The sequence below is a fragment of the Blastococcus sp. SYSU D00813 genome (genome assembly GCF_054050735.1).
In genome coordinates this window covers 136,156-155,559 of sequence record NZ_JBJGZX010000006.1, presented here as the reverse complement: position 1 = coordinate 155,559, position 19,404 = coordinate 136,156, and the positions used below count along the sequence as shown (strand labels likewise).

General features: G+C 76.4%; 20 protein-coding genes. 12 read left to right on the top strand and 8 right to left on the bottom strand.

All coding sequences use genetic code 11. From position 1 onward, the window contains the following. Positions 1–9 precede the first annotated feature (9 nt). Positions 10–429, top strand: coding sequence for a hypothetical protein (locus tag ACI8AX_RS06520; protein WP_456548973.1), 420 nt, complete (start codon positions 10–12; stop codon positions 427–429). A 5-nt stretch (positions 430–434) separates the two neighbouring features. After that, on the top strand, positions 435–797 hold the full coding sequence (locus tag ACI8AX_RS06515; RefSeq protein WP_456548972.1) for an MmcQ/YjbR family DNA-binding protein: 363 nt from the start codon (positions 435–437) through the stop codon (positions 795–797). Positions 798–858: 61 nt separating this feature from the next. On the opposite strand, the gene ACI8AX_RS06510 is transcribed toward ACI8AX_RS06515, so the two are convergent. Next, positions 859–1,503, bottom strand: a complete 645-nt coding sequence (locus ACI8AX_RS06510; RefSeq protein ID WP_456549006.1) for a response regulator — start codon at positions 1,501–1,503, stop codon at positions 859–861. Next, a complete protein-coding gene (locus ACI8AX_RS06505) occupies positions 1,503–2,810 on the bottom strand; it encodes a sensor histidine kinase (RefSeq protein WP_456548971.1) in 1,308 nt (435 codons plus the stop codon). The genes ACI8AX_RS06510 and ACI8AX_RS06505 overlap by 1 nt, the downstream gene beginning before the upstream one ends. A 261-nt stretch (positions 2,811–3,071) precedes the next feature. Here ACI8AX_RS06505 and ACI8AX_RS06500 point away from each other — a divergent pair, with 261 nt between their 5' ends. Then, complete coding sequence (locus ACI8AX_RS06500) at positions 3,072–4,706, top strand: hypothetical protein (protein ID WP_456548970.1); 1,635 nt, start codon at positions 3,072–3,074, stop codon at positions 4,704–4,706. A 69-nt stretch (positions 4,707–4,775) separates the two neighbouring features. Continuing rightward, complete coding sequence (locus tag ACI8AX_RS06495) at positions 4,776–5,765, top strand: sigma-70 family RNA polymerase sigma factor (protein WP_456548969.1); 990 nt, start codon at positions 4,776–4,778, stop codon at positions 5,763–5,765. 192 nt (positions 5,766–5,957) lie between these two features. Here ACI8AX_RS06495 and ACI8AX_RS06490 read toward each other — a convergent pair whose 3' ends face one another. From ACI8AX_RS06490 to ACI8AX_RS06475, 4 genes are all read right to left on the bottom strand, one after another. Beyond that, positions 5,958–8,084: an MMPL family transporter gene (locus ACI8AX_RS06490; protein WP_456548968.1), complete on the bottom strand. Its 2,127-nt coding sequence runs from the start codon at positions 8,082–8,084 to the stop codon at positions 5,958–5,960. A gap of 140 nt (positions 8,085–8,224) precedes the next feature. Then, positions 8,225–8,881 carry a response regulator gene (locus tag ACI8AX_RS06485; RefSeq protein ID WP_456548967.1) on the bottom strand — a complete coding sequence of 219 codons (657 nt, stop codon included), beginning with the start codon at positions 8,879–8,881 and terminating at the stop codon, positions 8,225–8,227. Further along, positions 8,878–10,050: a sensor histidine kinase gene (locus ACI8AX_RS06480; protein WP_456548966.1), complete on the bottom strand. Its 1,173-nt coding sequence runs from the start codon at positions 10,048–10,050 to the stop codon at positions 8,878–8,880. Before ACI8AX_RS06480 ends, ACI8AX_RS06485 begins: the two co-directional genes overlap by 4 nt. A 76-nt stretch (positions 10,051–10,126) precedes the next feature. Next, entirely contained in the window at positions 10,127–11,170 is a 1,044-nt protein-coding gene (locus ACI8AX_RS06475; protein WP_456548965.1) for an ABC transporter substrate-binding protein, read from the bottom strand. 97 nt (positions 11,171–11,267) lie between these two features. On the opposite strand from ACI8AX_RS06475, the gene ACI8AX_RS06470 reads away from it, so the two are divergent. Beyond that, positions 11,268–11,768, top strand: coding sequence for a nuclear transport factor 2 family protein (locus tag ACI8AX_RS06470; protein ID WP_456548964.1), 501 nt, complete (start codon positions 11,268–11,270; stop codon positions 11,766–11,768). 16 nt (positions 11,769–11,784) lie between these two features. Here the strand turns inward: ACI8AX_RS06470 and ACI8AX_RS06465 are convergent, their stop codons facing one another. Next, the gene (locus tag ACI8AX_RS06465; protein WP_456548963.1) at positions 11,785–12,081 is read right to left on the bottom strand and encodes a hypothetical protein; all 297 of its coding nucleotides are present in this window, start codon (positions 12,079–12,081) and stop codon (positions 11,785–11,787) included. A 31-nt stretch (positions 12,082–12,112) separates the two neighbouring features. Next, positions 12,113–12,886, bottom strand: coding sequence for an ABC transporter permease (locus ACI8AX_RS06460; protein ID WP_456548962.1), 774 nt, complete (start codon positions 12,884–12,886; stop codon positions 12,113–12,115). A 122-nt stretch (positions 12,887–13,008) separates the two neighbouring features. Here ACI8AX_RS06460 and ACI8AX_RS06455 point away from each other — a divergent pair, with 122 nt between their 5' ends. The 7 genes from ACI8AX_RS06455 to ACI8AX_RS06425 all read left to right on the top strand — a co-directional run bounded on the left by ACI8AX_RS06455 (position 13,009) and on the right by ACI8AX_RS06425 (position 19,404). Next, positions 13,009–13,170, top strand: coding sequence for a hypothetical protein (locus tag ACI8AX_RS06455; protein WP_456548961.1), 162 nt, complete (start codon positions 13,009–13,011; stop codon positions 13,168–13,170). An 84-nt stretch (positions 13,171–13,254) separates the two neighbouring features. Continuing rightward, positions 13,255–14,019 (top strand): maleate cis-trans isomerase family protein, encoded by a 765-nt coding sequence (locus tag ACI8AX_RS06450; RefSeq protein ID WP_456548960.1) that lies wholly within the window; start codon positions 13,255–13,257, stop codon positions 14,017–14,019. A gap of 34 nt (positions 14,020–14,053) precedes the next feature. Next, positions 14,054–14,689 carry a VOC family protein gene (locus tag ACI8AX_RS06445; protein ID WP_456548959.1) on the top strand — a complete coding sequence of 212 codons (636 nt, stop codon included), beginning with the start codon at positions 14,054–14,056 and terminating at the stop codon, positions 14,687–14,689. Continuing rightward, positions 14,686–14,931 (top strand): hypothetical protein, encoded by a 246-nt coding sequence (locus tag ACI8AX_RS06440; RefSeq protein ID WP_456548958.1) that lies wholly within the window; start codon positions 14,686–14,688, stop codon positions 14,929–14,931. Before ACI8AX_RS06445 ends, ACI8AX_RS06440 begins: the two co-directional genes overlap by 4 nt. Continuing rightward, complete coding sequence (locus ACI8AX_RS06435) at positions 14,928–16,178, top strand: hypothetical protein (protein WP_456548957.1); 1,251 nt, start codon at positions 14,928–14,930, stop codon at positions 16,176–16,178. The genes ACI8AX_RS06440 and ACI8AX_RS06435 overlap by 4 nt, the downstream gene beginning before the upstream one ends. Beyond that, positions 16,175–17,755: an FAD-dependent monooxygenase gene (locus tag ACI8AX_RS06430; RefSeq protein ID WP_456548956.1), complete on the top strand. Its 1,581-nt coding sequence runs from the start codon at positions 16,175–16,177 to the stop codon at positions 17,753–17,755. The genes ACI8AX_RS06435 and ACI8AX_RS06430 overlap by 4 nt, the downstream gene beginning before the upstream one ends. Next, positions 17,752–19,404, top strand: coding sequence for a (2,3-dihydroxybenzoyl)adenylate synthase (locus ACI8AX_RS06425; RefSeq protein ID WP_456548955.1), 1,653 nt, complete (start codon positions 17,752–17,754; stop codon positions 19,402–19,404). The genes ACI8AX_RS06430 and ACI8AX_RS06425 overlap by 4 nt, the downstream gene beginning before the upstream one ends.

Here is a 19,404-nt window from a genome sequence, read left to right as displayed (position 1 = left end):
ATGCCGCCCATGGATCCGGCGCATCGGCCCATCGGGTGGTGGGTCAAGCACCTCGACGCCCTGCTGGAGGACGTCGTGGACGCCGCCGTGGCCGGGGAGGGCCTGACCCGCCGCCACTGGCAGGTGCTCCACACGCTGGCCGGGGCCCCGGTCGACGAGGACGCGCTGGTCCGGGCGCTGGCCGACTTCGACGGGCACCTCCCGGTGATCGCCGCCGACCTCTTCGGCCGCGGCTGGGTCGACCGCGCGACCGGCTCGCTGGCGCTGACCGACGAGGGGCGCACCGCGCACGAGCGCCTGGAGCGGGCCATCGGCCGGGTGCGCCGCCACGTCGCCGACGGGCTGTCCCGGCAGGAGTACGAGCGCACCATCCTGGTGCTCAGCCGGATGGCGCAGAACATCGAGCGCGCCCTGGGCCGGGACGCCTGAGCCCGGTGCCCGCCACCCCGGCCGACGTCCGCGCCGTCGCCCTCGCGCTGCCCGAGGCGACGGAGCGGCCGGCCTGGGACATGGCCTGCCTGCGGGTCCGCGACGAGGTCTTCGCCTCGATGCCGCCGGAGGAGACGTGGGTGGCGGTCCGGCTCGCCGAGGGCGAGAACCGCGCGCTGGCCGCCGAGCGGCCGGAGGTCTTCTCCGTGCCGCACCACTACCGGAACTCGACGATGGTCGTGGTGGACCTGGCGGCGGTCGACCGCGGCGAGCTGGCCGAGCTGCTCACCGAGGCCTGGCGGCTGCGCGCCCCGGCCCGCCTGCGCGCGGCCTTCGATCAGGCGGGGTCCTCTTCCGATCAGGGGTGACCGGCCTCCCTGCAGGGGCCCGCGCGAGCTCGCGAGCGGAGGGGGGCAGGGAGGTCCTTCCTCACGAGCGCAGGTAGGCCAGCGTCGCCATCACGCGGCTGTTGCGGTCCTCGTCGGGGGCCAGCCCGAGCTTGGCGAATATCCGCTGCGTGTGCTTCTCCACCGCGCCCGGCGTGACGACCAGCAGGCGCGCGATCGCGGCGTTCGAGTGGCCCTCGGCGATCATCCCGAGCACCTCCCGCTCGCGTGGGGTCAGCCGCCGCACCGGGTCGTCGGCCCGCCGCCGGGCGAACAGCTGGGCGACGACCTGCGGGTCGAGCACGGTGCCGCCGGCCACCACGTCGGACAGCGCGCCCATCAGCTGGTCCAGGTCGGAGACGCGGTCCTTGAGCAGGTAGCCGACCCCGCCGCGGCCGTCGGCGAGCAGCTCGTCGGCGTAGGCCACCTCGACGTACTGGGAGAGGACGAGCACCGCCGTCCCCGGCGCCGCGGCGCGGGCCTCCACCGCGGCGCGCAGCCCCTCGTCGGTGTGGGTGGGCGGCATCCGGACGTCGACGACGGCGACGTCGGGCCGCAGCTGCGTGACCGCCCGCACCAGCGAGGGGCCGTCGCCGACCGCCGCGACGACCTCGGTCCCGGCCTCCTCCAGCAGGCGCACGAGGCCCTCCCGGAGGAGCACCGAGTCCTCGGCCAGCACGACCCGCATCACGCGCCGGGCACCTCGGCGGTCAGCCGGGTCGGGCCCCCGCGCGGGCTGTCGACGGTGAGCGTGCCGTCGGCGGCGCGGACCCGGTCGGCCAGGCCGGCCAGCCCGTGCCCAGGAGCGGCGACCGCGCCGCCGTGCCCGTCGTCCTCGACGACGACCCGCAGCAACCCGCCGGCGCGCGAGACGGCCACCCGGCACACCGACGCGCCGCTGTGCTTGGCCACGTTGGCCAGCGCCTCGCTCACCACGAAGTAGGCGGTGTTCTCGACCGCGGGCGCCAGGCGCTCCTCGGGGAGGTCGACGGCGAGCTCCACGGGCACCGGCGAGCGGGCGGCCAGCGCGGCCAGCGCCGCGGCCAGGCCACGGTCGGCCAGCACCGGCGGCGCGATCCCGCGGGACAGCGCCCGCAGCTCCTCCAGCGCCTCGCGCGCCAGGCTGGCCGCCTCGCCCAGCGTCGTCCGGGCGGCGGCGGGGTCGCGGTCCATCTGCCGCTGCGCGCGGGCGAGGTCCATGCCCAGCCGGACCAGGTGCTGCTGCGGGCCGTCGTGGATGTCGCGCTCCAGCCGGCGCAGCGCGACGGCCTCGGCGGCGACGGCGGCGTCGCGGCCCTGCGTGGCCCGGTCGATCTGCTCCTGCGCGGCGGCCCGGGAGGTCAGCAGAGCCCGGCCGACCTGGGCCTGCAGCACGGCCACGCCGCGGACGACGTAGGGCAGCAGCAGCGCGAACAGCAGCCCGATCGCGGCGTAGAAGACGACCCGCAGGGCGTAGCCGTCGCCGAGGCCGAGCAGCTCGGGCAGGTCCTCGTCGTCCGGCCCGTCGGGCAGCGACCAGCCCCAGGCGGCCCACGTCAGCCCGCCGAGGGCGCCGGCCCAGAACGTCACCGCGACGCTGAACGACAGGATCGCGAAGGGGAACCGGACCACCGCGTGCAGCGCGTCCAGCCAGCACTGCGCGTCGCGCAGCGGCGTCAGCAGCCGGCGCAGCGCCGGGCCCTCGGCCCGCCGGTAGGCCGGCCGGGGCACCTCCCGGCGCAGGACCGCGGGCAGCCAGGCCCGCTCGGCGGCGGCGAAGCCGCGCGCGGCGACCAGGGTCAGCGCGAGGACGGCGACGCCGACCCAGATCACGAGCAGGCCGGCGCCGACGGACAGCCCGGTGACGACGACGACGAAGGCCGCGATCGCCACGGGGAACGAGGCGAGCGAGTAGCCGGTGTCGATGCCGAGCTGGCGGACGAGCCCGCGGCGGCGCTCGGGGGCGGCGGGGACGGCGGGCAGCCGCAGGGTCTCGGTGCGCGTGCTGGTGGTCATGGCATCGAGCCTCCGGCCGCGGCGGCTGCGGGCCGATCCCGCCACCCGGCCGGTCCGGTGTCGGGCTGGCCCGACGGGAGGGGCACGTGCGGCCCCGGCGTCGTCTCGGCGTCCATCTCGACGGCGATGCTCCCGGCGGGCGCCACCGGTGTCCAGGACCGGCGCCCGCGGGCGCCTCGTTAGTGTCGGTGCCGGTCTCCGGACGGCGGCGGCGACGGAGCCGCGCCGCCGAGGGCCGGGGGAGGAGCGGCTGTCGTGCGCATGAGGATCTGGTCGGCCGGGATGGCCGTCCTGCTCGTGGGTGCCTGCTCGAGCGGGGACGCCGACGAGCCGGAGCAGGACGAGCAGCGGGGCACCGCGACGGTCGGCACCTCCGCTCCGGACGAGCGGCTCACCGTGGTCGGCGACGCCGATCCCGTGGCGGCCGCCGCCGGCGCCAGCCGGGCGCTGTTCGACGAGGCCGGGGTCGCGGTCGTGGCCCGCGACGGCGACCGGGCCGGGGAGCTGCTGGGCGCGTCGGCGGCCGCCGGGCTCGGGGTGCCGCTGCTGCTCGAGCCCGCGGACGGTGGCGCCTCCCCGGCCACCGAGGAGCTCGGCCGGCTGGGCGTGACCACCGTCCTCGCCGTCGGCGAGGCCACCGCGGAGGACGCCGGCGTCGACGTCGTCCGCGTGGCGGCCGACCCCGGGGCCGTGGAGGGCGCGACGGGCCTGGACCTGGGGGACACCGAGGAGGTCGCCGAGGACGGCGCGGTGGCCGCCGTCGCCGCGCTGGACCCCGGGGAGCCGGTCGCGCTGGTGCCGGAGGACGGCTCCCCGGAGGACGACGGCGGCGACGGGCGGCTGCCCGACGTCGAGCGCCCCGAGCCGCTGAGCGGGACCCTCGTGCTCACCACCGGCGGCCCCGAGTCGCTGGCCGCCGTGGCCACCGCCCGTGCCGCCGGGGCGCGGGTGCAGGTCACCGACGGGGTCGCCGACCCGCGGGCCTCGGCCGACCTGGTCGACCTGCTGGCGGAGGAGCGGCCGGAGTCGGTGGTCGCGCTGGGCGCCGACCTCGGCGCCGAGGACGGGCTGGACTGGAAGCTCGAGACGGCGGCGACCGGCGAGCAGCTGCCCGGCGGCGGCCAGACGCTGTTCCCGGCCCACATGCTGATCGCGCTGTACGGCCACCCGGGCACCGGCGCGCTCGGCCTCCTCGGCGAGCAGGACGTCACCGGGGCGATCGACCGGGCCCGGCAGTACGCCGCCGAGTACGAGCCGCTGGTCGACGCGACCGTCGTCCCCTCCTTCGAGATCATCGCGACGGTGGCGTCGGAGTTCGCCGGCCCCGACGGCAACTACTCCACCGAGGCCGACATCGAGGTGCTGCGGCCCTGGGTGGAGGCGGCCGGCGAGGCCGGCATCTACGTCGTCCTGGACCTGCAGCCGGGCCGCACGGACTTCGTCAGCCAGGCCGAGCTGTACCGGCCGCTGCTCGAGCTGCCGCACGTCGGGCTGGCGCTCGACCCGGAGTGGCGGCTGGCGCCGGACCAGGTGCACCTGACCCAGATCGGCTCGGTGGACGTCGCGGAGGTCAACCGCGTCGTCACCTGGCTGGCCGACCTGACGCGGGAGAACGCGCTGCCGCAGAAGCTGCTGGTGCTGCACCAGTTCCGGCTCGACATGATCCCGGGCCGGGAGCAGCTCGACGTCTCCCGCGACGAGCTCGCGGTGCTGATCCACGCCGACGGGCAGGGGCCGCAGGGGTCGAAGCAGGCCACCTGGCAGGCGTTGCGGGCGGGCGCGCCGCCGGTCTGGTGGGGGTGGAAGAACTTCATCGACGAGGACCAGCCGATGCTCACCCCGCAGGAGACGGTCACCCAGGTGGTGCCCCGCCCGGAGCTGGTCAGCTACCAGTAGCCGCAGGTCTCCCGTCCTGTCGGTCTCCTGTGGTGTGCTGGCCACCCGCCAGCGACCACAGGAGGAGCCGTGACGACCGTCCTGCCCAGCGAGCTCGACCCGCGTCTGCTGGAGCACCGCCGGGAGCTGACCGGCTACTGCTACCGCATGCTCGGCTCGTCCTTCGACGCGGAGGACGCGGTGCAGGAGACGATGGTGCGGGCCTGGCGGGGGCTGGCCGACTTCGAGGGCCGGTCGGCGCTGCGGTCGTGGCTGTACCGGATCGCCACCAACGTCTGCCTGGACCAGCTGAACGGCCGCAACCGCCGGGCGCTGCCGATGGACCTGTCGGGCACCTCGTGGCAGCCGGTCGAGGCGTCGCTGGCGGCGAAGAAGCCCGCCGACGCGTGGGTCGAGCCGGTGCTCGACCGCCAGGTCGTGCCGGAGGACGCCGACCCGGCCGAGCAGGCGGTGGCCCGGGAGTCGATCCGGCTGGCCTTCGTCGCCGCGCTGCAGCACCTCCCGCCCCGGCAGCGGGCGGTGCTGCTGCTGCGCGACGTGCTCCGGTGGCGCGCCGAGGAGGTCGCCACCCTGCTGGAGAGCACCGTCGCGTCGGTCAACAGCGCCCTGCAGCGGGCGCGGGCGACGCTGGCGGCCGTCGGTGGCGAGCTGGACGAGCGGCCGCTGAGCGACGACCACCGCGACCTGCTCGACCGCTACACCGACGCCTTCCTGCGCTACGACATCGAGGCGTTCGTGCAGCTGCTGCGGGAGGACGCGACGCAGCACATGCCGCCGTTCGAGATGTGGCTGCGCGGCCGGGAGGACATCGGCACCTGGATGCTCGGCCCGGGGGCGGCGTGCCGGGACTCGCGCCTGATCGAGGTGATGGCCAACGGGTCGCCGGCGTTCGCCCAGTACCGGCCGACGGCCGCCGGCGGCCACGTGCCGTGGGCCTTGCACGTGCTGGAGATCGAGGGCGGGCAGATCGCCCACATCTCCAGCTTCCTCGACCTCGACACCGGCCTGTTCGAGCGGATGGGCCTGCCGGCCGCGCTGGAGCCCGAGCCCGCGGCCTGACCCGGCCGCCGTCCCCGCGTCCGGGTCGCCCTGCCAGCGTTGTCCAGCGACCGGCCAGGGACGGTGACGTCGTGGCCGACCCCGGGACGACGCCCCGGGCCGGCGGCCTGACCGCGAGGCGGCGTTCGCCGGCGTGCGCCGAGGTGCAGCCGGACGACCAGCTGCTGCACCTCGGCGCACGACGTCGGGCGGTCAGGCGGGGACGGGCGCCGGGGCGGGGGCGTCGGCGGCCCGCGGGGCGGGGAGGTCGGCCGGCGCCTCGTCGGTGAGGCCGAGCCGGTCGTGCAGCCGGCGCAGCGGCCGCGGCGCCCACCAGTTGCGGCGGCCCATGAGGGTCATCACCGCCGGCAGCAGGAGCATCCGCACGAGCGTGGCGTCGACCAACACCGCCAGCGCCAGCCCCAGCCCGATCTGCTTGATCGGCGAGAAGCCGCCGGCCACGAACCCGGCGAACACCACGATGATCAGCGCCGCCGCGGCGGTCACGATCCGCCCGGTCTGCTGCAGCCCCCGCTCGACGGAGAGGTCGCTGTCGCCGGTGCGGCGGTGCTCCTCGGCGATGCGCCCGAGCAGGAACACCTCGTAGTCCATCGACAGCCCGAACGCGATGGCCAGCACGATCACCGGGGTGGTGATGCTCAGGCTGCCCAGCGCCTCGGTGCCCACGAGCGCGCCGAGGTGCCCGTCCTGGAACACCCACACGAGCGCGCCGAAGCTCGCGCCGAGGCTGAGCGCGCCGAGCGCCAGCGCCTTGAGCGGCACGACCAGCGAGCCGGTGAACAGGAACAGCAGCACCGTGGTCGCGATGGCGATGACCGCCAGCATCCAGGGCAGCCGCTCCCGCAGCGCGTCCTGGTAGTCGGCCAGCGCGGCGGCGTCCCCGGTGACCAGCGCGCCCGTGCCCAGGGCGCGGACGTCGTCCACCAGGCGCATCGCGACCGGTCCCTGCGCGTCGCCCTCGGGCACGACGTCGAGCACCGTCAGCCCCCAGGTGTCCGGGCGCACCGACACCTCCCGCACGCCGTCGAGCCCGGCCAGCCGGTCGGCGAGGGCGGCGGTCTCGCCGGCGGTCAGCGACGACGGCACCACCACGGTCACCGGGTCGACGTCCGCGGCGACCGGGAACCGCTCCTCGGCCAGCTCGGCCAGCTGCCGGGACGCCGACGCCTCCGGCAGCGACCGCGCGTCGGGGTCGGCGAACCGCACGCCGAGGAACGGGGTCGCGGCCAGCACCAGCACCCCGCCGACCGCCACGACGACCAGCACCGGGCGGCGCCGCACCCGCCGGGCCAGCCGCGCGAAGCCGCCGCCGGTGGCACGGGCGGGAGCCGGGCGGATCCGCCGTCCCCAGGCCCCGAGCAGCGCGGGCACCAGGGTGAGGGCAGCGACCAGGTCGAGCAGCACGACCGCCAGCCCGGCGAGGCCCATCGAGCGGAGGAAGTCGTCGGGGAACACCAGCAGGCCGCTCAGCGCCGCGGCCACGGTGAGGCCGGAGAAGGTGACCGTGCGGCCCGCGGTGGCGAAGGTGCGGCGCAGGGCGGTGCCGTCGTCCGCCGTGGCCTTCTCCTCGCGGAAGCGGGAGACCAGCAGCAGGCCGTAGTCCACCGCGAGGCCGAGGCCCAGCATGGTGACGACGTTGACCGCGTAGACGGAGACGTCGGCGACCGCGGTGGCCAGCAGCAGGGCGCCCAGCGTCGCCGCGACGCCGGCCAGCGCGACGACGACCGGGATGCCGGCCGCGACGACCCCGCCGAAGAGCACCACCATCAGCGCCAGCGCGACCGGCATCGAGATCATCTCGGCGCGGGCGAGGTCGCTGGCGGCCTGCTCGTCCATCTCGTCGTCCTGCAGCGGCCCGCCGCCGACGACGGTGCGGGGTGCCTCGGCGTCGCGGAGGAGCGCGGCGGCGTCGTCGACGGCGGCGTCCCCGGCCGGCGTGGGCTCGAAGGTGACGGCCACGGCGACGGCCCGGCCGTCGGTGGCGACCAGCCCGGCGTCGCCACCGGACCACGGCGTGACGACCGACGCCACGCCTGGCAGGGCGGTCAGCTCGGCGGCCAGCCGGTCGACCTCGGGCCGCAGCTCCCCGGCCGGGCGGCCGTCGAGGACGGCGGCGATCGTGTCGCCGCTCGGGGCGGCGGCCCGCAGCAGCTCGCTCGCGCGCGAGGCCTCGCTGCCGTCGACGTCGCCGACCTCGCCGGAGAGCCGGCCGAACAGGGCCGGGGCGCTCAGCACGCCGCCGACGAGGACGGCGGCCCACAGCAGCAGGACCAGGCGGCGGTGGCGGGCGCACCAGGCGGCGAGGCGGGGGAGCGACATGGCGGTCTCCTCGGTCGGATCGGGGTGCGACCACCCTCGCGACCCGGGCCCCTCGCCCACCTCCCTCGCACCGGCGGACTCCCGCCTCCCCCGCGCGGGGGAGGACCGGCCGTGGATCCCCCTGACGATGGAGCCCCCGGTCAGGTGCCGGGTCGGACGATCCCGTGCTCGTAGGCGTGGATGACCGCGTGGACCCGGTCCCGCAGGCCGAGCTTCATGAGCACGTTGCCGACGTGGGTCTTCACCGTGTGCTCGCTGACGACCATCCGCGCGGCGATCTCGGCGTTGGACAGCCCGCGGGCCAGCAGCTCGAGGGTCTCCTGCTCCCGCGCGGTCAGCGGCCCGGCCGGGACGACCGGCGCGGGTGCCGGCCGCGCGCGCACGAAGTCGGCCAGCAGCCGCCGGGTCACCGACGGGGCCAGCAGCGCCTCGCCCGCGGCGACCACCCGGACGGCGGCGACGAGGTCGTCGCGGCCGACGTCCTTGAGCAGGAAGCCGCTCGCGCCGGCCTCGAGCGCGGCGTAGACGTAGTCGTCGAGGTCGAACGTGGTCAGCACGAGCACCCGCGTGGCGGGGGAGTCGGCGACCACGGCGCGGGTGGCGGCGATGCCGTCCAGCCGCGGCATGCGGATGTCCATGAGGACGACGTCCGGCCGCTCCCGCCGGGACAGCGCGACGGCCTCCTCGCCGTCCCCGGCCTCGCCGACGACCTCCAGGTCGTCCTGGGCCTCGAGGATCATCCGGAATCCGGCCCGCACCAGCCCCTGGTCGTCGGCCAGCAGCACCCGGGTGGTCACCGCTGCGGCACCGCGGCCAGCGGCAGCTCGGCGGTCACGCGCCAGCCGCCGCCGGCGCCGGGCCCGGCGGTGACGGAACCGCCGACCGCGGCGGCCCGCTCCCGCATCCCGACGAGCCCGCGGCCGCCGCTGCCGGCCGGGTCGCCGCCCAGGCCGTCGTCGGCCACGTCGATGCGCAGCCGGTCGCCGTCGGCCTCCACCCGCAGGTCGACCCGCGCGGGGCCGGCGTGCTTCACCACGTTCGTCAGGGCCTCCTGCACGATCCGGTAGGCCGCGAGGTCCAGCGCCGGGGACACCCGCGGCAGCTCGGCCGGCGGCGTCCACGCGACGTCCACCCCGGCGGCGCGCACGGAGCCGACGAGCTCCGGCAGCCGGTCGAGGCCGGGCTGCGGCGCGAGCGACGCGGCGCCGTCCTCCCGGAGGACGCCGAGCAGCCGGCGCAGCTCGGTGAGCGCCGCCCTGCCGGTGGCGCTGATGGCGTCGAACGCCTGCACGGCGCGGGCGGGGTCGCGCTCGACCACCACGGGGCCGGCCTCCGCCTGCACGACCATCATGCTGACCGAGTGGGCGAGCACGTCGTGCATCTCCCGGGCGATGCGGTTGCGCTCCTCGACCACGGCCTGGCGCGCCTCGGCCGCCTGCGTGCGCTCCAGCGAGGCGGCGCGCTCCTCGGCCCGGACGGCGGCGAGCCGGCGGCTGCGGGCGCCGTCCCCGAGCAGCCAGGCCGCGGCGAAGGTGAGGTAGAGGATCGAGACGTCCTCGACATCGGCGCCCGCGGGGTCGCTCGCCAGGGCCGCGGCGATGGCGACGGTGGCGATGCCCGCGGCGAGCAGCGCGAGGCGCCGGGGGGCGTGCGCGGCGACGCTGTACATCGCGACCAGGCCCGCGAAGTACACCGCCGGGTCGGGCACCTCGGTCAGCCCGTGGACCGTGGTGGCCGCACCGCAGACCAGGCTGACGGCGAAGGGGAACCGGCGCCGCCACACCAGCGGCAGGCACTCGACCGCGACCAGGGCGTAGCCCCACGACGGCACCGACGCGCAGCCGCAGCCGGCCTCGCGCAGCAGCGGCTGCAGGGTCACCACCAGCACGAGGACGGCGAGCATCGCGTCGACCACGTACGGGTGGTCGGCGAACTGGCGGCGCCAGTCGTGCGGCAGGCCGGTCACCGGCCGATCCTCCCGCGCCGGCGGCCCCGGGGACTCCCTCTCGCGGGGGATCTGTGCGCGCCCGGGCGCGGGCCGCTCAGAGCTCGACGGAGACGCCGTCCCGCCACTGGCGCAGCACCAGGTAGCGGCCGTGCAGGGCGCCGCGGTCACGGTGGCCGAAGCCGAGCAGCGTGCCCTCGTGGCCCTGTGCGGCGGGCAGCCACTTGACCGCCTCCAGGCCCTCCCTGACCCCTGCGCGCGTGCGCTCGGGCGCCCGGGCGAGGCCCTCGGCGACCAGCCGGCCCATGTCGTACTGGTAGGCCACGCCGAAGCCCGGGCGGTCGCGGGGGCCCAGCCGCCGGCGCAGGCCGGCCAGCGTGCTGTTCCGGTCGGACACCATGTCCACGTACACCCAGCCGTCGACCACGCGGGCGAAGTCGGGCGCGTAGCCGCGCAGCCCGCAGGTGTTCATCACCCTCGGCCCGGCGAACCCTGCGGCCGTCACCGCGCGCGCGACCGCGGGGGCGGCCAGGCCCAGCCCCAGGTGGACGACGGCGTCCACCCCGGGGAGGACCGAGCCGACCTCGTCGGCCGCGTCGGAGGCCGTGACCGCGACGCCAGCGGTCCCGGAGAGGCGGACGCCGAGCACGTCGGCCTCGTCCTGGAGGAACTGCAGGTGCCGGCGGCCGATGGGGGAGCGGTCGTACACCACGCCGACCCGGCGGGCGCCGACGGCGGCGAGGTGGCGGGCGATGACCAGCGACTCGTCCTCGTGCGAGCCGACCTGGAGGTGGAACATCCACTCGCCGCGGCCGCGCTCGGTGCCCGCCCAGTTGATCGTCGGCACGCGGTGCCGCTCGGCCAGCGGGGTCACCACCAGCGCGTCGTCCCCGATCGCCGGCCCGACGACGAGCAGCACGTCGTCGTGCACCAGCCGCTCGTACGCCCGCTCGACCGCCGCCGCCGTCCCCTCCGGCAGACCCAGGCCGTAGGCGGGCACGAAGTCGACGTCCCGGTCCAGCCGGCCGGCCTCCTGCAGCTCCTCGACCGCGACCCGGAGCAGGTCGGCGGGGTCGCCGGCCGGACCGCCGGGGCCGGCGGCCATGTCGTTCAGGACGCCGACGCGGTACGGCTCGGGCACGCGCTCCTCCTCGGGACGGGGGCGCCAGTATGGGACTCCCGAGGGGCCTACCGTGACCCTTGCCACAGAGGAGGGCGCCCGGCCAGGATCCGGGGCCGTGACGACCTACACCGCGGAGCAGCTGTCCACGCTCGAGGAGATCCGGCAGCTCAAGGCCCGCTACTCCTACCTGCTCGACACCAAGCAGTGGGACGCCTGGGCGCGGCTGTTCACCGAGGACTTCCGCTGGGCGACGGAGAACGACCTGGCGGTCGAGGGCCGGGACGCGTTCGTCGAGATGGTCCGCGGGTCGATCGACGCCGTCCCGACCGTGCACCAGTTCCACGCCCCGGTCCTGGAGATCCTGTCGCCGACCACCGCCACGGGGCTGTGGCCGATGTTCGACTACGTCGGCTTCCCCGAGACGCCGATCCAGGGGTACGGCTACTACCACGAGACCTACCGGCGCGAGGACGACGGCTGGCGGATCTCCACCCAGTTCCTGTCGCGGCTGCGCACCGACGTCATCGGCGGCCTCACCCCGGGGATGCAGTCGATGCTCAGCGACCTGGGCATCGCGCGGGAGGCGACCGAGGCGCTGCCCGGCAAGGCGACCTGACCGCTGCGCCGTCCCCTCACGGCCGCGGGTTAGTGCGCGTCCAGCCCCGCTCGTCGCGGCGGGCGCCGGTGCCGGCGCGGCAGCGGCGGCAGACCTCCCGGACCTCCTCGGCGTGCCGGCCGGACTCGGGCTGCACGTCGGCCCAGCTGACGTGCGGGAAGCGGGAGAGACCCGACCGGTGCAGCGACAGCCCGCAGACGGTCTCGTTGCGGCCTCGCTCCCAGGCGTGCACCTCACCGGAGGGGTAGCGGATGCCGTCGTCGGGGTCGACCCAGGTGCCGGCGGCAGCCACGGCCGCGTTGCGGATGCTCACGCCGGCGTCGGTACCCCGTTCCGGGCGCGGGTCAGCGCGGGACGTCGAGCAGCCGCCCGCGCGCGACCAGCTCGGCGACCACCCAGACGGCGACGGTCTCCGCCGCGAGCAGGCCGACCAGCACGAGCAGCTGGGTGGCGCCGGCCTCCACCGGGCTCCCGCCGCCCAGCAGCACGCCGACGAAGGCGCCGGGCAGGGTGACCAGCCCGACGGTGCGGGTCTGGTCGAGCGGCGGGACCAGCGCCGTCGCGGCCGCCTCCCGGCCGACGAGGAGGACGGCGTCGCGGCGCAGCAGCCCGATGGCCAGGGCGGCCTCGACCTCGCCGCGGCGCTGCCCGAGGTCCTCGCGCAGCCGCCGCCCGGCCAGCGAGGTGGCGCTCATCGTGCCGCCGACCAGGATGCCGGCGATCGGGATGACCGCGACGCCCTCCAGGGGCACCGCGCCGCTGGCCAGCACCAGGGCGGTGACCGGCACGGCGCCGGCCAGGACCGGGACGGCCACGACCGGCAGCCGGCGGACGACGGCGCGGTCGCGCACCGAGCCGCCGGTGACCCGGCCGGTCGCGGTCACCGTGGCGACGCCGACCATGAGCAGGACGAAGAGCGCCGACAGCGCCAGCGACTCGACGACGGCCAGGAGCACCGCCGACACCGCGGCGAGCTGGGCGGTGCCGCGGAGCACGGCCACGGCGACCGCCCGCTCCTGGTGCAGGCCGCTCAGCCGGCCCGCGCCCGCGGCGACCAGCCCCAGCGCCAGGAGGACGACGGCCAGGCGGGGGCCGACGTCGACCGCGGAGGAACCCACGCCGGCAGATCCTGCCGCCCGGCCCGCCACCGGTGCCGGCAGGGTCCGCGACCGCTGACGCCGACGTCGATGTTTCGACACCGCGGTTGAACGCCGGAGCGGTGCGCCTCAGACTCGACCACATGACGACCGCCCGTGACCTGCTCGACCTGATCGCCGACTTCGTGGACGCCCGCTCGACGGGGGAGGGCGACCCCGACCGCCTGCAGGAGATCGCCCAGCGCTTCGATGTCGCGCTCGGGGAGGCGCTGGCCGACCGGGCGAGCATCCAGAACGAGGCGTGAAGGGGTCGCCCACCCCGACTCCTTGACATCGTTGTCGCATGCGTCGAATATTCATCGCAAGCGTCAACACCCCAGGAGGGCTCCGTGACCCCGCACCGCATCGGACTCGTCGTGCCGAGCTCCAACGTCACCGTGGAGACCGAGATGCCGGCGCTGCTGGCAGGCCACCCGCAGGCGTCGTTCTCGTTCCACGCGAGCCGGATGCGGATGCGCGCGGTCTCCCCGGAGGAGCTCCGCGCGATGAACGCCCAGCGGGAGCGGTGCGTGCTCGAGCTGGGGGACGCCGGTCCGGAGGCGATCCTCTACGCCTGCCTGGTCGCGCTCATGGCCGGCGGGCCGGGAGAGCACCAGCGGGTCGAGGCCGCCGTCGCCGGGCAGCTGGCGGCGGGCGGCTCCACCGCCGTCGTCCGGTCCAGCGCCGGCGCGCTGGTCGAGGCGCTGCAGGCCCTGGGGGCACGCCGGATCGCGCTGGTCATGCCCTACGTGCGCCCGCTGGCGGAGCAGGTGGTCGCCTACCTGGAGGCCGAGGGCTTCGAGGTGACCGACTGGCGGGCTCTCGAGGTCGCCGACAACACCGAGGTGGGGTGCATCCCGGGCGACCGCGTCATGGCCGCGGCCCGCTCCCTGGACCTCACCGGCGCCGAGGCGCTCGTGCTCTCCTGCTGCGTGCAGATGCCGTCGCTGTCGCTCGTGGAGCCGGCCGAGGCCGAGTTCGGCCTGCCGGTGCTCTCGGCGGCGACCGCCGGGGCCTACAGCCTGCTGCGGGCCCTCGGCCTGCCCGTCGACCTCCCCGGCGGCGGCCGCCTGCTGCGCGCCGACAGCACCGACCGCGCCGCCGTGCCCGCCTGACCGGCCGTCCACCCAGACCTGCGAGGAGCACCCCGTGAGCGAACTGCAGCACCGGGTCCGCGGCGTCGACCACGTCGCCTACCCGACCTTCGACCCCGCCGGCACGGTCGCGTTCTACCGCGACGTCCTGGGCTTCCCCGTCGTCCACTCGATCTGCGCGGCCGGGTGGGGGCCGGAGCAGCACCCGGACTTCATCCACTTCTTCTTCGACATCGGCAACGGCGACCGGCTGGCGTTCTTCTACTACTTCGGGCTCGAGCCGTTCGAGGGGGGGCCGCAGGGCGACGCGTACTCCCGGTTCGCCGAGGACGTGCCGCGGTTCTTCATCCGCTCCCGGCACCTGGCGATCCACGTGGACAGCGAGGAGGACCTGCTGGACTACCGCCGCCGGCTGGACGCCAGCGCGTGGCCGGTGGAGATGCAGATCCAGCACGAGACGATCGAGTCGATCTACACCCACGACCCCAACGGCTACATGATCGAGATCACCCGGGCCATGCGGCCGGTGACGCCGCAGGAGGACCTCGACGCCGAGCTGACCATCGACGCCCTCGTCGACGTCGTCTCCGGGCCCGACCCGAGCATGGCCGCGCTGCTGGCGCGCAAGGCCGAGCTCATCGTCGAGCGGGCCGCGGCGTGGGAGGAGCAGCGAGAGGCCGCGCGGTCGTGACCACCCTGTACGTGCTCGACGTGCCGGAGAACGTGCCCGTCGTCGAGGTCGCCGGGCGGGCACCGGACGTGACGGTGGACCGGATCGGCCCCTACTTCGAGATCACCGCCCCCGGGCCCATCGTGGTCGACCGCCGGGCGACCGGGTGCCGGCACGCGGTCTGGTACTCGTGCATCGCCGGCCTGCGCGACTCGGCGGTCACCCAGCTGGACAAGGACGCGCTCCGGGTGGAGCCGGCATGACCGGGACGACCGAGCGGCTCGGCGCCGGGCGCTGGATCGCCGCGGCCGAGGCCCCCCCGAGCACCGTGACCACCGCCCACGAGCTCCGGACGGCGGACGGCGCCACGGTGACCGGTCTGCTGCGGGTGGTGCCGGGCGCGGAGACGGTCGTGTGCCTGATGCACCCGCGCCAGGACGTCAGCCACCACGTGCTCGTCCCGGAGCTGCTGGCCCGCGGCTTCGCCGTGTGGACGCAGACCAGCCGCTCGGTCAACAACGACCTCGCACTGGTGCACGAGCAGACGCTGCTCGACGTCGCGGCCGGCCAGGTGTTCCTGCGCGACCGCGGCCACGCCTCCGTCGTCACCCTGGGGCACTCCGGCGGCGGCACGCTGTTCGCCTACTACCACGAGCAGGCCGGCCGGGCGCCCGGCGACCGGGTGGCCACCACCCCGGCCGGGCGGCCGACGGGGCTGGCCGAGGCCGAGCTGCCCCTGCCCGACGGCGCGGTGTTCATGGCGCCGCACCCGGGGCAGGGGGCGCTGCTCGCCCGGCTGATCGACCCGTCCGTCACCGACGAGGCCGACCCGCTGTCGGTCGACCCGGAGCTCGACCCCTACGACCCGGCCAACGGCTTCGCGCCGCCGGGGCAGAGCTCCTCCTACGCCCCGGAGTTCGTCGAGCGCTACCGCCGGGCCCAGCGCGCACGCATCGCGCGGATCGACGACGTGGCCCGGGAGCGCGCGGCCGAGGCCGACGCCGCCCGCGCCCGGTCGAAGGCCTCCGGCGACCCGCGGGACCGGCGGGCGGCGCTGGCCCCGCGCGTGCTCACCGTCCACCGGACCGACGCCGACCTGCGCTCGGTCGACCTGTCGCTGGACCCCAACGAGCGGCCCTACGGCTCGCTGTTCGGTCGCCGGCCGGACCTCACCGACTACGGCCTGGTGGGCTTCGGCCGGCTGAGCACCCCCGACGCGTGGCTGTCCACCTGGTCGGTGAACTGCACCAACGCCGACTTCCTCCGCTGCGCCCCCGGGGTCACCGCCCCCACGCTGCTGGTGGAGCTGACCGGCGACCAGGCCTGCTTCCCGGCCGACGTCGCCGCGATGCAGCGCGCGCTCGGCGCCGCCGACCTCACCGCGGGCCGGGTCCGCGGCACGCACTTCGGCGGCGCGATCGCCGAGGGGGAGCCCACTGGCGCGAGCCTGGCCGCCGCGGAGATCGGCGCCTGGCTGGCCGGTCGCTTCCCCGCGGGGGGCCCGCGATGAGGCTGCGCCGCGTCGCCGTCCTCGGCGGCGGTCCCGGGGGGCTGTACGCCGCCCGGCTGCTGAAGCTCGCCCAGCCCGACTGCGACGTCGTCGTCCACGAGCAGGGCGTGCCGGGGAGGACGTTCGGGTTCGGGGTCGGCCTGGCCGCCGGGACCCAGCGGAACCTGGCCGCCGCCGACCCGGACACGCTGCGCGACATCGTCGCCTCGGGTCGCCCGCACGACATGCGGATGCGGGTCCGCGGCGCGGTCACCGAGGTGCGCAACGGCGCGCTGATCGGGGTGGCCCGCACCCAGCTGCTCACCGTGCTGCAGGAGCACGCCGAGCGCTCCGGCGTGGTGCTCGAGACCGGGGAGCGGGTCACGGCCGACCAGCTGGACGCCGACCTCGTGATCGCCGCCGACGGCGTCAACAGCGCCACCCGCGGCGCGCGGCCGGACGCCTTCGGGGCGACCGTCGAGCAGGGCGCCGGGCTGTACCTGTGGGCGGCGACCGACTTCGCCCTCGACGCCGCGCTGTTCGAGGCGGCGGAGACCGAGCACGGCACGTTCGTCACCCACGCCTACCCCTACGCCGAGGACCGCAGCACCTTCCTCATCGAGACCGACGAGGCCACCTGGCGCCGTGCGGGCCTCGACGCCGGCGCCGGGGGACTGGCCTGGGACGCCACCGACGAGGCCAGCCTGCGCCACCTCGAGGAGGTCTTCGCCGGGCCGCTGCGCGGGCACCCGCTGATCGGCAACCGCACCCAGTGGCTGCGGTTCCGCACCGTCCGGGCGCGGTGCTGGTCGGCGGGGGACGTCGTCCTCCTCGGCGACGCCGCGCACACCGCGCACTACTCCATCGGCTCGGGGACCAAGCTGGCGATGGAGGACGCCATCGAGCTGGTCGCGGCCCTCACCGGGGGCGACGACCTCGCCGGCGCCCTGGCCGCCTACGAGACCCGCCGCCGGCCGGCCGTCGAGCGGCTGCAGGGGCTGGCCACCCGCAGCCAGCTGTGGTGGGAGAGCTTCCCCGAGCGGCTAGACCTCCCGGTCGACCGGCTGATGGTGGCCTACATGTCGCGGGCCGGGAACGTGCCGCTCACCCGGTTCGCGCACAGCAGCCCCGACGTGGTCGACCGCGCGCTGACGCAGTACGCCGGCTGCGCGCCGGACCCGGGCGCCGACCTCGTCGACTGGGTGCTCGACCGCCCGCTCGGGCCGGCTCCGTCCCGGCGGGCCGCGGCGGCCGGGCTGCCCCCGGTGTCCGCGGCCGACGAGGCCGGGCCGGGGACGCTCGCCCGGCTGACCGTCCCGGCGGGGAGCGCGTGGTCCCCGGCCGGTGACGACCTCGTGCGGCGCGCCGGCGACCTCGGCGCCCGCGGCTGCGCCGGCCTCTGGCTGACCGGTCCCGCCGACCGGGAGGCCGTCCTCGACCGGCTCGACGCCGGCGAGCGGCTGCGCCGGGCGACCGGCCTGCTGACCGTGGTCGACGTCCCCGCGGACCTGCGCGAGGACGCCGCGGCCGGCCTGGTCAGCGGGCGTGCCGACCTCGTCGACCTGACCTGCCCGGCACCGGGCGAGGAGGAGCGATGACCGCCATCCGGGAAGCGGCGCCCGGCCACCCGGCCGAGGCGGTCGCGGCCTACCGCCGGGCCGGCCTGTGGGGTACCCGGACCCTGGCGCAGGAGCTCCGGCGCGTCGCGGCTGAGCACCCGGTCCGCGACGCGCTGGTCACCGCGGCCGGGACGCTGACGTACGCGGAGCTGGACGCGCGCACCGACCGCATCGCGCACGGGCTCGGCGCGCTCGGCCTGCGCCCCGGCGACCCCGTGGTCTTCCAGGTCACCAACCGGGAGGAGTCGGTCCTCGCCTGGTACGCCGTGCTCAAGGCCGGCCTGGTCCCGGTCTGCGCCCTGGCGTTCCACCGCGCGCACGAGATCTCCCAGATCAGCCGGCTGGTCGGCGCGGTCGGTCACCTCGTGGAGGCGGGCACCGGCGGCTTCGACCTGGTCGCCTTCGGCCGGGAGCAGGCCGAGGGCCACCCGACCCTGCGCTGCCTGGTGGCTCTCGGCGCCCCGGAGGGCAGCGGCGTGGACCGGCTCGAGGACCTCGGGCGGGACGTCGACCCCGCCGTCGCGCGCGCCTGGGTGGACGACGTCCAGGCCGGCCTCGACCCCGACGACGTCGCCGTCCTCCAGCTCTCCGGCGGCACCACCGGCGTCCCCAAGGTCATCCCGCGGCGGCACGCCGAGTACTGGTACAACGCCGCGGCCTACGCGCGGACCTGGGGGTGGGACGAGACCAGCCGGGTCGCCCACCTCATCCCGCTGATCCACAACGCCGGGATCGTCTGCGGCCTGCACGGCGCGCACAGCGTCGGCGGGTGCCTGGTGCTGACCACGCCCGACCTGGACCAGGCACTGCCGCTCATGGCCCGCGCCGGCGCCACCGACGTGCTGCTCGGCCACGGTCACTACGGGGCCGTGGAGCACCCGGCGTTCGACGCGGCCGCGGCGGCGCTGCGCACCGTCGTCCTGAGCGGGGCGAAGGTGAGCGAGGCGCTGTTCGGCCGGTTCGAGGAGCGCGGGCTGTGGACGGGCCAGCTGTTCGGCATGGGCGAGGGCCTGTTCTGCGTGACCCCGCCCGGCTCCCCGCGTGCGGCGCGCAACCACACCGTCGGCACGCCCATGTCGCCGATGGACGAGGTCCGCGTGCTCCAGCCGGACGCCGAGGTACCCGTCGCCGACGGCGAGGTGGGTGAGCTCTGCGCCCGCGGCCCGTACACGATCCGCGGCTACCTGGCCGCGCCCGAGCACAACGCCCGGGCGTTCACCGCCGACGGGTTCTACCGGACCGGGGACCTGGCCTGCCTGGTCGAGATCGACGGCGTCCGGTACGTGAGCATCGAGGGCCGGATCAAGGACGTCATCAACCGCGGCGGGGAGAAGGTCAACGCCGAGGAGGTCGAGCAGCTGCTGCTGCAGCACCCCGGGATCACCGGGGCGGCGGTCGTCGCCATGCCCGACGCGCGGCTGGGCGAGCGGGCCTGCGCCTACCTGGTGGCACGCGCGGAGCCGCTGACCCTGGCCGACGTCCGGGCGCACCTGGAGGCGCTCGGGGTCGCCAAGGTCAAGTGGCCCGAGCGGCTCGAGTGGGTCGGCGAGCTGCCGAGGACGCTGGTCGGGAAGCTGGACAAGAAGCGGCTGCGCGAGGACGTCGCCCGGCGCCTGGCGCAGGGGTGA